Origin of the sequence: Streptomyces sp. SID9727 (genome assembly GCF_010550605.1) — a bacterium.
GTDB lineage: Bacteria > Actinomycetota > Actinomycetes > Streptomycetales > Streptomycetaceae > Streptomyces.
Genome location: NZ_JAAGNI010000302.1, coordinates 1 through 10,907, shown reverse-complemented (window position 1 = coordinate 10,907; position 10,907 = coordinate 1). Strand labels below are relative to the sequence as shown.

The window sequence follows — 10,907 nt, the reverse complement described above, 5'->3', positions numbered from 1 at the left end:
CGCTCTCCGCGGGCCTCGGCGACGACGGCCGCCTGACCCTGGGTGTCAGCGCCTCGGTGCACTCGCCGGAGGGGCTGCGCGGTGCCCTGGAGGAGGCCCGGCACGCGCGCCGGGTGGCGGCGGCCCGGCCCGGCCGGGTCTGCGCGGCCGGCCACCACGAGCTGGCCTCGCACGTGCTGTTGCTGCCGTTCGTCCCGGACGACGTGCGGCGGGCGTTCACCGCCCGGCTGCTGGACCCGCTGCGCGAGTACGACCGGCGCCACCGCGCGGAGCTCATACCGACCCTGGAAGCCTTCCTGGACTGCGACGGTTCGTGGACCCGCTGCGCGGCCCGGCTGCACCTGCACGTCAACACGCTGCGCTACCGGGTCGGGCGAATCGAGCAGTTGACGGGGCGTGATCTGGCGCGTCTGGAGGACAAGCTCGATTTCTTCCTCGCCCTGCGGATGAGCTGAAATCCCGGGCCGGACAAGGGCTGTACCCCGCCCGGCCGATTGTGAAAACTTTCACCTGACATTGCCTCGACCTCTTGGCCCGGCGTGCCATTCCGTGCTGTGATGCGGCCCATACTCAACAGCTCGAAGGCGCGCTCGGGGAGGGCAATGTGGCGCATACCGCCATGTCTGGTTCCGGAACGACAGCAGATGACGATCCTCCGCTCCAGACCGCGGTATGGCGGCTGCGCTCACGCGCCTGCTGGACGGACGCCGCGGCCCTGCTGGAGCACGACGCCGCCACCGATCCGGCCGCGGCCCTCCAGCGGACGGCCCTGCTCACCGAGCGGTGCCTGTACACCGGGCAGGGCTGGACGGACGCCGAGGACGCGCTGCGCACCGCCGAGGCCATGGCCCACGACGACGAGGAGCGCGGCGCGGCGGCCTGCGAGCGCGGCTACCTCGCGTACGCCTCGACCCTGCTCGGGGTGCGGGACCGGGCTGACGAGGCCCGGGTGGCGCTCGGCCGGGCCGCGGCCCTGCTCTCCCCCGCCGCCCGGGGCCGGCCGCTGCTCGACTTCCGGCGCGGCCTGATCGCGCAGAACATCGCGGACTCCCCGCAGGCCGCCCGGGCGGCTTACCACAGGGCGCACGCCGGCGCCACCGCGCAGGGCGACGCGCTGCTGCTCTCCTCGACCTGGCGCCATCTCGCCCTGATCGCGCTGCGCGAGGGCGAGCTGGCGGAGGCCCGGCACGGCTTCGCGGAGTCCCTGCGGATAAGGGAGGAGCTGGGCTATCTGGTCGGTACGGCCCCGGCGCTCATCGCGCTGGCCGACGCCGAGTCCGAACCGGAGGCGGCGACCCGGCTGCGCGCCGAGGCGGCCCGGCTCTTCCGGCTGCTGGGCGGCGTCCCGACCTGGCTGGGCCCGCACCTGGACCAGCCCCCGCCGGAGACGGTCGAGGCGAACTGAGACCGGGCGCCGGCCCGCGATGCGGGACTCAGCCGTCGGCGCCCGCGAAGTGCTCCCGCACCAGTGACTGGACGACCGCCACGTCCTGGGCGATCAGCGCGTCGAGCAGCGCGGTGTGCTCGGAGGCGTCGGCCAGCAGGTCGGCGCGCCGGGTGACCGGGTTGTCCACCAGGGGCCACTGGGAGCGCCGGTGCAGGTCGTCGGCGACGGCCACCAGGCTGTGGTTCCCGGCGAGGGCGAGCACCGCGCCGTGGAAGGCCCGGTCGGCCTCGGCGTAGCTCGCCCGGTCGCCGACGGCCGCCGCGGCCACGGTGGCGTCGGCCAGCGGACGCAGCGCGCACCAGCGGGCGGGCGGGACGGTGCGGGCGAGCCGCAGCATGACGGGGACCTCGATCAGGGCGCGGACCTCGGCCAGCTCCGCGAGCTCGCGCGGTCCGCGTTCGGCGACCCGGAAGCCCCGGTTCGGCACGACCTCCACGGCGCCCTCGGTGGCCAGCCGCTGCATCGCCTCGCGCACCGGGGTGGCGGAGACCCCGAAGCGGGCGCCGAGGGCGGGCGCCGAGTAGACCTGGCCGGGGACCAGCTCGCCGTCGACCAGTGCGGCGCGCAGGGCCTCCAGGATCTGGCCGCGCACGGAGTGCCGGCGCACCTGGGCGCGGGGGGCGGGCACCTCGTGCGGGTGTTCCCCGTGGGTGTGCTCGCCGCGGGCCTGCTCGGGCACCCGGACGGCCGAGGCCGGCCCGGCCGCGGCACCGCCGTACGGGGGACGCACCTCCTCGCGCGCTCCGCCCTGCTCCACGGGCACCTCCTCGGCCGGTCACGGGCGCGCTCGCGCGTCGGGCGCCCTCTGTGCACGATAGGCGTAACGACCCCCGGTTCACACATCGATACGGGAGGGTAAGGTAAGGCTTACCTGCTGACGATCGTGAATCGGTGGTCCCCGCATGACCCTGCCCGCCCTGCTCCCCGCGGTGACGGCCTCACCCGTGGCCGACGCCTACGCGCGCCTGAACGAGGTCTTCCCCGGGCTGCGCGCCGAGATCCTGGCCGACGGCGAGAGCGCCCCCGGCGGACCCGGCTGGGTCGGCGCGCACGAGCTGGCGGCGGGCGGCGATGCCCTGGACGCGTTCCTCGCCTTCGACGCCGAGCAGGTGCGGCGGGACTACGGCCAGGAGGGCCGGCCCGATGTGATCGCCAGCTTCGGGCTGCACCGGTACGCCTGGCCGGCCTGCCTGCTGGTGACGGTGCCGTGGTTCCTGCACCGCCGGGTGCCCCGGGTCCCGGTCGGGGACGTCTCGTTCCAGCGGGCCCTGGGCCATCTGACGCTGCGGGTACGGGAATTCGCCTGCCTGCCCGGTGACCCGGCGGCCGGGCTGCCGGGGGCCCGGGTGGTGGCCGACGAGACGGCGCTGCGGGCCGAGGTGCTGGACGCGGTGGCCGAACACCTGGCCCCGGTCCTCGAAGGCTTCCGGCCTCGGATGCGGCGCGGGAAGCGGGCCCTGTGGGGGATGGCGACCGACGAGATCGTCGAGGGCCTCTGGTACGTCGCCCATCTGCTGGGCGAGGAGCGGCGCGCCATGCGGGAGCTGGAGGCACTGCTGCCCGGCACCACCGAGCCGTACGTCGGCACCGCGGGCTTCCGCGAGCTGACCGGGCCGGGCGGGGCGTCGCTGCCGACCCGGGACCGGGCGAGCTGCTGCCTCTTCTACACGCTGCGCCCCGAGGACACCTGTGTCACGTGCCCGCGTACGTGCGACGAGGAGCGGGTCCGCAAACTGACGCCCGCGCCCTGATCCACTCCGCCGCGCCCACACCGCCCGGACGGGTGGCGTGCATTCGAACACCATGCGCACACCGCTGAAGGGCGTTCGACCAGAACGTCCATATCGACGGTCTCCTGCACCCCGTTGGCGTTCTCTTGTCCCGAAACCGCCTGGACGGGAGGGGATTTCCGCCACGATGGCGCCCGAAACGCCCTACGTGACGCAAGGGACCGCGCATGAGACTGACCGACATATCGCTTGACTGGCTGCTTCCGGGCGCCGTGCTGCTCGTGGGGGTCATGGCGGCGGTGGCGGTGGTCGCGCGCGGAAGGCGCGCCTCTGACACAGCCTCGGCCGACGACAGCTGGGAGCGCAGCGAGGAGCGGCGCAGACGCAAGGAAGCGATGTACGCCACCGCTTCGTACGTGCTGCTGTTCTGCTGCGCGGCGGTCGCCGCCGCACTCTCCTTCCACGGGCTCGTCGGCTTCGGCGAGCAGAACCTCGGCCTCTCGAACGGCTGGGAGTACCTGGTGCCCTTCGGCCTGGACGGAGCGGCGATGTTCTGCTCGGTCCTGGCCGTACGGGAGGCCAGCCACGGGGACGCGGCGCTCGGCTCGCGCCTCCTGGTGTGGACCTTCGCCGGCGCCGCCGCCTGGTTCAACTGGGTGCACGCGCCGCGCGGCATCGACCACGCGGGGGCCCCGCACTTCTTCGCGGGCATGTCGCTCTCGGCCGCCGTGCTGTTCGACCGCGCGCTGAAGCAGACCCGCCGGGCCGCGCTGCGCGAGCAGGGCCTCGTGCCCCGCCCGCTGCCGCAGATCCGGATCGTGCGCTGGCTGCGCGCGCCCCGGGAGACCTTCGGCGCCTGGTCGCTGATGCTCCTCGAAGGCGTACGCACGCTGGACGAGGCGGTGGACGAGGTACGCGAGGACCGCAGGGAGAAGGAGCAGAACCGTCTCCGCAGAAGGGACCAGGAGAAGCTGGACCGGGCGCACATCAAGGCCCTGAACCGGCAGAACCGGGCCTGGGGCCGGCTCGGACGGGGTGGCTCCCCGGTCGAGGTGGCCGCACTGGCGCCGGCGACGGGCTCCGCGCAGTCCGTCGCGGAGCCCGCCATATCCGAGCCGGGTCAGCTGCCCCTGCGACCCCGGCCGTCCCTGCAAGCCGTGAACCACTCGAACTCGGCGAGCGTCCCTGAACTGGGCGCGAGCGAATCGGCCGCGGTCGATCTGACCGCCGAGGACGACACCCAGGCCCTGCCCCGGCTCGATTCGCTGGAGCAGAAGCTCAAGGACCTGGAGCAGCAGTTCGGCTGACACGGGACGGCGGACGTACGCGAACGGCCCTGGTGGTCCGGAAGGACCGTCAGGGCCGTTCGCCGTCGAGTTCGAACCACACCACCTTGCCCAGCGAGCGGGGGCTGATCCCCCAGGAGTCGGCAAGGCTCTCCACCAGGACGAGTCCCCGGCCGTGCGTACCGTCGTCGGCGGACGGTACGTGCGGTTCGGGGTCCATTCCGGGGACGAAGTCCCGCACCTCCACGCGCAGGCGGCGGGGTGCGACGCTCACGGCGACGACCGCGCCCTCGTCGGTGTGCACCAGGGCGTTGGTCACCAGTTCGCTGAGCAGCAGCTCGGCGACCTGCGCCGGTTCCTCCTTCCACCGGTAGCGCAGTAACTCCCGCACCGCGCCCCGGACCTCTCCCACGGCGGCCAGATCGGCCCGGTCCACCCTGCGATGCATCCGGGCCTCTTCGTGACGCTCCATCGTTTCCCCCGCCCACACGGTCATTCGCCCCCTGTCTCGAAGGTGCTCACGCAATGCATGCCCCGCCTACCGGCTGTCACGCTTGCGGAGTCGTGCGGAGCGGAGGCAATCGTGTGGGGCTCAGGCGCGCTTGTAGTAGTACTTCATCCCGCTGACGTCGTGCTGGATGCCGCTGCCGTTGGTCACGAAGAAGGTCGCGCCGGTCGCGGTGTAGCAGTAACCGGGGTTGGGACCGACGAGCTTGAGGGTCCCCACGTTGAGCCGGCTGCTGGTGCTGGACGTCACCTTGGCCTCGTACGGGCAGTTGTTGTACACGTAGTCGCTGAGGCGCACCACGCCGTTCTTGGAGATGCTGATGGTGCCGGGCTGTCCCGGGTTGTACACCTCCCCGTATGTCCAGGTGCCGACGAACGCCGCCGGGACCGTGCCGCTGTCGCCACCCGAGCCGCCGGTGGAAGAACCGCCCGTTGTGCTGGTCGAGCCCCCGCCGCCGGACGTGCTCGTGGAGCCGCCCGAGCTGCTGCCGCCCGAACCGCCGCCGCTGGTCGTGGTGGAGGAGCCGCCTCCGGTGGTGGAGGAGCCGCCTCCGGTGGTGGACGAACCGCCGCCGGAGGAACCCCCGGTGGCTGATCCGCCGCCCGTGGTGCCCGCGTCGCCGGCGTCCCGGCCGTCCTGGCCGCGCTCCCCGTCCCTGCCGTCCTGCCCGTCCTTGCCGGCGTCCGCCTCCTTCTTGCCCGGTGACTTGCTGGGCGACGCCTTGGGGCTCTTGCCGCCGGTCGGGGAAGCGCTGCCGGCCGCCGAGGGCTCCGGTGCGGCGGTCGGGCCCGTCGACGTGGCGGCCGGGGGTGCCGCGTGCGCGTCGGCGCTGTCGTGGCTGAACGGCTGGAGGACGGCCAGCGTGCCGCCGCCCCCGCCGATCACGACCACCAGCGGCACGGCGACCAGCCACGGGCGCCGGCGCTTCGGCTTCTCCTTCTCCGCCGCCTGCTCGCTGCCCACCACCGCCGCCGCCGCCACCTCGGGCGCCGCCCGGAGGTCCATCGTCGCGCGGTCGCCCTCCTGCCGCAGCGGCTCCGCCTCCGCGTCGAGCAACTGCGCCGACTGGCGGGCCAGGTGGCTCACGACGGCGGCGGGCAGCCACGGGGCGGCGACCGGCCCCGCCTCGCGCCCCGGCTCGGCCAGCAGCTCGTCCACGGAGGGCCGGTCCTCGATGGGCTTGGCCAGGAGCCGGGCGATCAGTGCCTTGAGATCCGCGTCCCGGACCCGCTCGAGGTCCGGCTCGGCCTCGGCGATCCGGTACATGATCGCGTGCTGGTTGCTCGCCCCGTGCCCGAAGGGGAGCGTCCCGGTGGCCGCGTACGTGAGGACGCAGCCGAGGGTGAAGACGTCGCTCTTCGGTACCGCGCTCTCCCCGTGCACCTGCTCCGGGGCCATGAACCCGGGCGTGCCGATCATCATGTTGGTGCTGGTGAGCAGGGACTCGACGGCGGTCCCGACGGCACGCGCGATCCCGAAGTCGATGACCTTGGGCCCCTCCATCGTGAGCATCACGTTGGACGGCTTGAGGTCGCGGTGGACGATGCCCGCCGCGTGGATGTCCTTCAGCGCGTGCAGCAGCCCCGTGGCGAGCGCCCGCACCGAGTCGGCGGGCAGGGCACCGTGGCCCCGCACGACCTGTTCCAGGGAGAGCCCGGGCACGTAGCCCGTGGCCACCCAGGGGAGTTCGGCGTCCGGCGCCGCGTCCAGGACGGGTGCGGTCCAGCGCTCGCCGACCCGCCGTGCCGCCTCGACCTCACGCCGGAAACGGCCCCTGAACTGCGGGTCCGCGACGTGCTCCGGGTGCACCACCTTGACCGCGACGGTGCGGCCCCCGTCGGAGCGGGCGAGGTAGACCCGGCCCATGCCGCCCGCGCCGAGCCGCCCCAGAAGCAGATAGGGCCCGATGCGCACCGGGTCCGTCGGCGTCAGCGGCTTGATGCCTCCGTCAAGGTAGTCCTCGTCGCCCGCGTGGTCGTCGTTGTTCACAACGGTCTCCTGAAGTCCCCATGTATGTCCGCGACTTGGCGCGACAAACGTTCAGTGTGAAGCAAAGTGGGCGCGGATTGGAACAACTTCCGGAAACAATTCCGGAACCATCTTCTACGCTGTCCCCTGAGGCACCATGAGGAGCCAGAGATTCCGGAAGCGGGGGCCGCGCCGATGAGTCCGAAGCAACAACGCGGGGAGGCCACGGCCGCCCAGGTGCTCGACACCGCCCTGGAGCTGTACGCGACCCAGGGCGAGGCCGGCCTCACGCTGAACGCCATCACCTCGGCCAGCGGCGTGAGCGCGGGCAGCATCTACCACCACTTCGGCAGCCTTCAGGGCGTGGTCCTCGCACTCGCGCAGTCCTGGCTGGGCCGCCTCCTCGGCGAGGTCGTCGAGGCGATGGAACAGGTCACGGACGCGCGCGGCGGGGTGCACGCGCTGACTGAGGCGTACCTCCGCTTCGTCCAGGCGCATCCGGACGCGGCCCGGCTGATGCACTCCGTCACCGCCGACCGCGAGGCCATCACGAACGCGCGGCAGCTCCGGGGTGCCCAGGAGGCCCGGATCGCGCCGCTCGCCGCCTGGCTCCACGCGCACCAGGAATCGGGCGAGCTGGCCGCGCTGCCGCTGCCGGTGCTGGAGTCGCTGATCCTGGGTCCGGTGACGAGCATCGCGCGGCGCTGGCTCGCCGTGGGTGACATCGACATCGAGGAGGCCGTCCGCACGGTCCCGTATCACATCTGGCGATCCGTCAGCCCGTAAGCTGACGACGGACTTCCGTTCGAGCACCGCACGACCGTGGCACTCCAGAGCCCCCGGGGGCCGGGTGTGTTCCCTCTCCACGGTTAACTCCCGAAGAATTCACCCTGGTTGGCGTTGACGCGGCGCTGTCTACGCGCGTCATCATGGAGCATGCGAATCCCCCCACGGATCACCACGCTCGGCGGCGCGGCCGCCCTTCTGTCCGCTCTTCTCGTCGGCGGCCCGGTCACGGCCACCGCCTCGGCGACGACCGCATCGGTCGGCAGCGTCTGCTACTCGGACCTGCCGTCCCAGGCCCACGACACCCTGGACCTCATCGACTCCGGCGGCCCGTTCCCGTACGACCAGGACGGCACCGTCTTCCAGAACCGCGAGGGCGTGCTGCCCGCGCAGGACACCGGCTACTACCACGAGTACACCGTCATCACCCCCGGCTCGTCAACGCGTGGCGCGCGGCGCGTCGTCACGGGTGAGGAGAGCCAGGAGGACTACTACACCGCCGACCACTACGAGACGTTCGACCTGGTGGACCACGGCTGCTGACCCGCGCCCGTAGGGTTGGCCCCATGACCGTGACCTATGTGATCGAGGGTTCCCGGATCACCGGCCTGGACAGCTTCTGGACCGTGGTCGGTGAAGCCGTGAACGGGCCGGGCGGCTACTTCGGCCGCAACCTCGACGCCTTCGCGGACTGTCTGAGCGGCGGGATGGGCGCGCCGGACGACGGCGACTTCGTCTTCGAGTGGCGCGACCATGCCTTGTCGGCACGGGCGTTGGGTCACGCGGAGACCGCCCGCCGGCTGGACCGGCTGGCCGCCCGCGCCCATGAGAGCAACCGGAGCCGCCTGCGCGAGGAACATGCGCAGGCGGCCGCGGGGCGCGGTCCGACGCTCTTCGACCGGCTGGTGGAGATCATCCGGGACCGGGCGGGGCCGGACGCGCTGCGGTTGCTCTGAGGGTGTGCCGGTCAGTAGCTCGTCGCGACGCTCACCTGCCCGAAGTCCTGCACGCCGTACAGGCTGATGTAGTGCGCGCCGGCGGCCGGGTGGTCGACCGTGAGGGTGTGCGCGTTGCCGCTGCCGGTGGCCTTGGCGGTGTACGAGCCGGTGGTGGCCCAGCCGGTGGAGCTGTAGTAGAGGTCGGCGTCGCCGGTGCCGCCGCTGGTGGTGATGGTCAGCCGGTCGGTGCCGGCGGGTATGTAGAGGTACAGGTACGCGTAGTCGCCCCGGGTGGCGCGCTGCCCGTCGCGGGCGCAGTCCCGGCCCAGTTCGCGGGTGTCGGTGCCGGTGCACGGGGTGGTGGGCCCGGCCGGCGGGTCGGTGACGGTGCCGCAGCTGCCCGTCGCGCACGCCGTGAGCCAGGCGGCCCAGTCGGCGTCGTACCGGCTGCCGATGGTGGAGGTGAGCAGGGTTCGGGCGCCGCTCCAGTCACCGGCGCGGTACAGGCCGAGGAGCTTGTCCACGTCGGCGCGGTGCGACTGGAGCATGTAGCGGACGGCGAGGTAGCCCCAGTTGTAGACGCGGGTCTGGTCGGCGTTCTCGTAAGTGGTGTCGAAGAGGGCGCGCAGGGTGTAGGTGTGCGCGGCGGCCTGGGTGAGGGCGTCGTCGTAGACGACGTCGCGGTACGAGTACGAGACGTACTCCGCGAAGCCCTCGATCCACCACACGGTCGGGGTGGTGACTCCGGCGGCGAAGTCGCCCGCCATGTCGAACCGGCCGTCGAGGTAGTGGGTGTACTCGTGGTTGAGGTTCCAGATCTGGAATTCGGGCCGGACCCACTCGGCCTCGTAGGCGATGAACCTCGGCTGGTTGCCTGCCGCCGAGGGGTCACCCTCCAGGTACATCCCGCCGTTGTCCGTGTCGATGCCGTAGATGGCGCCGGCGTAGGTCTGGTAGTCGGTGCTCGAGTCGAAGACGACGACCTCGATGGTGGTGTTGCGGTCGCCCGCGACGGGTCCGCCGTCCCTGGCGACCTGGTGGAAGTAGGCGTCCTGGCCGCGCAGGCTGGTGCACGCCTTGGTCAGGTCGTCGGAGGACATCTGCTGGGCGAGGATGCGGATGCTGTCGCTGCACGTGTACGAGGTCGGCAGGACGGCGCTCCTGAGGCGGGCGGCCAGGTCGCAGGTGCCGTACGCGGAGCAGTTCGCGCTGTCGTAGTAGTCGGCCATCTCGGCGAGGCCGACCCAGAGCGGCGCGGTCCGCCCGGTGAGCGAGGAGCGGCCGAGGAGGTCGATGACCAGCGGCTTCGCCGTGGGGCGCAGCGTGTCCTCCTGGAGGAAGCGCGCCAGCTCGCGGCCCGCGTTGGAGGTCAGGTAGGACTGGTCGGTGCCCAGCAGGTCCAGGTGGTCGCGGGCGAATCCGGCGAGCGCGCCGAGCAGGCTCGGGTCGGCCTCGACGGCGCTGACGAACGCGGGCAGCTGGTGGCCCCGGAAGGTCACCGTGAAGACGTTGTTGACCGCGTTGAGCATGTACCAGGAGCCGTTGTACGTGGAGTCGTAGCCGGCCAGCAGCCGCTTCACGACGGACAGGTAGCGGGCGTTCTGCTCGGCGCTGTCGATGAGGATGACGGCCTCGGCCAGGGTCTCGCCGTTGGCGTCGGTGACGTCGCGGGAGTGCGCCGAGGCGAAGAAGGCGTCCAGACCGCCCTGGACGGCGGTGCGCAGGGCGGTGCCGTACGAGCCGACGGTGCCGGGGTCGTAGTACTGCACGTAGTACCCGGCCCGCAGATAGAGCACCAGTTGGGGCATGCCGGTGCTGCTGTCGCCGGGGTAGGCGGCCGAGCCGTCGCGCAGGGCGTTCGCCACGGTGACCATCTGGGCCTCGCGGAAGGCGAGGCGGCCGTCGTCGCCCTTGACGGAGAACAGGGTGTTGACGCAGTCGGTGGTGGACGCCTTGATCTGCTGCACGAGGGCGTTGCCGGTGCGGCTGGTGAAGGCGCTCACGGAGCAAGCGGCCGCCCGTGCGACGGACTTCGTCTTCATGGAGGGGGCCGGGTGGCTCGGGCGGGTGGCGCGCGGGTCGTCGTAGTCGCGCCGCAGCGCGTCCTTGGAGGCGCTGAGCGGGGCCCGGTCGGCGGGGCTGCGGGCCGCCTCGCCCAGGTGGACGGGGTCCTGGGCGGGCGCGGTGGCGGCCTGTGCGGCGGGGCCGCCCGGCTCGGGTGCCGTCTGGACGGCCGCCCGGTGA

Annotated in this window: 11 protein-coding genes; 7 read left to right on the top strand and 4 right to left on the bottom strand. The window is 72.6% G+C overall.

The genetic code is table 11. From position 1 onward, the window contains the following. On the top strand, positions 1 to 455 hold a 455-nt coding region (locus tag G3I41_RS20030), incomplete at its 5' end, for a helix-turn-helix domain-containing protein (protein WP_203601375.1). 164 nt (positions 456 to 619) lie between these two features. Next, positions 620 to 1,405 carry a hypothetical protein gene (locus G3I41_RS20025; protein ID WP_164401722.1) on the top strand — a complete coding sequence of 262 codons (786 nt, stop codon included), beginning with the start codon at positions 620 to 622 and terminating at the stop codon, positions 1,403 to 1,405. Between the two features lie 28 nt (positions 1,406 to 1,433). On the opposite strand, the gene G3I41_RS20020 is transcribed toward G3I41_RS20025, so the two are convergent. Then, positions 1,434 to 2,204: a GntR family transcriptional regulator gene (locus G3I41_RS20020; protein ID WP_164401720.1), complete on the bottom strand. Its 771-nt coding sequence runs from the start codon at positions 2,202 to 2,204 to the stop codon at positions 1,434 to 1,436. Between the two features lie 145 nt (positions 2,205 to 2,349). Between G3I41_RS20020 and G3I41_RS20015 the strand changes: the two genes are divergently transcribed. Both G3I41_RS20015 and G3I41_RS20010 read left to right on the top strand, forming a co-directional pair. Further along, positions 2,350 to 3,198, top strand: a complete 849-nt coding sequence (locus tag G3I41_RS20015) for a (2Fe-2S)-binding protein (protein ID WP_164401717.1) — start codon at positions 2,350 to 2,352, stop codon at positions 3,196 to 3,198. 206 nt (positions 3,199 to 3,404) lie between these two features. Continuing rightward, positions 3,405 to 4,484 carry a DUF2637 domain-containing protein gene (locus tag G3I41_RS20010; protein ID WP_164401715.1) on the top strand — a complete coding sequence of 360 codons (1,080 nt, stop codon included), beginning with the start codon at positions 3,405 to 3,407 and terminating at the stop codon, positions 4,482 to 4,484. Between the two features lie 49 nt (positions 4,485 to 4,533). On the opposite strand, the gene G3I41_RS20005 is transcribed toward G3I41_RS20010, so the two are convergent. Beyond that, positions 4,534 to 4,899: an ATP-binding protein gene (locus G3I41_RS20005; RefSeq protein WP_164401724.1), complete on the bottom strand. Its 366-nt coding sequence runs from the start codon at positions 4,897 to 4,899 to the stop codon at positions 4,534 to 4,536. A 156-nt stretch (positions 4,900 to 5,055) separates the two neighbouring features. Next, positions 5,056 to 6,960, bottom strand: a complete 1,905-nt coding sequence (locus G3I41_RS20000) for a serine/threonine-protein kinase (RefSeq protein ID WP_164401713.1) — start codon at positions 6,958 to 6,960, stop codon at positions 5,056 to 5,058. A gap of 174 nt (positions 6,961 to 7,134) precedes the next feature. On the opposite strand from G3I41_RS20000, the gene G3I41_RS19995 reads away from it, so the two are divergent. The 3 genes from G3I41_RS19995 (at position 7,135) to G3I41_RS19985 (ending at position 8,681) form a co-directional block, all read left to right on the top strand. Further along, on the top strand, positions 7,135 to 7,725 hold the full coding sequence (locus G3I41_RS19995) for a TetR/AcrR family transcriptional regulator (RefSeq protein ID WP_164401711.1): 591 nt from the start codon (positions 7,135 to 7,137) through the stop codon (positions 7,723 to 7,725). Positions 7,726 to 7,875: 150 nt separating this feature from the next. After that, positions 7,876 to 8,268, top strand: coding sequence for a ribonuclease domain-containing protein (locus G3I41_RS19990; RefSeq protein ID WP_164401709.1), 393 nt, complete (start codon positions 7,876 to 7,878; stop codon positions 8,266 to 8,268). Positions 8,269 to 8,291: 23 nt separating this feature from the next. Beyond that, a complete protein-coding gene (locus G3I41_RS19985; RefSeq protein ID WP_164401708.1) occupies positions 8,292 to 8,681 on the top strand; it encodes a barstar family protein in 390 nt (129 codons plus the stop codon). A gap of 11 nt (positions 8,682 to 8,692) precedes the next feature. On the opposite strand, the gene G3I41_RS19980 is transcribed toward G3I41_RS19985, so the two are convergent. Beyond that, a partial coding sequence (locus G3I41_RS19980) for a M9 family metallopeptidase (protein ID WP_164401705.1) occupies positions 8,693 to 10,907 on the bottom strand: 2,215 nt, incomplete at its 5' end.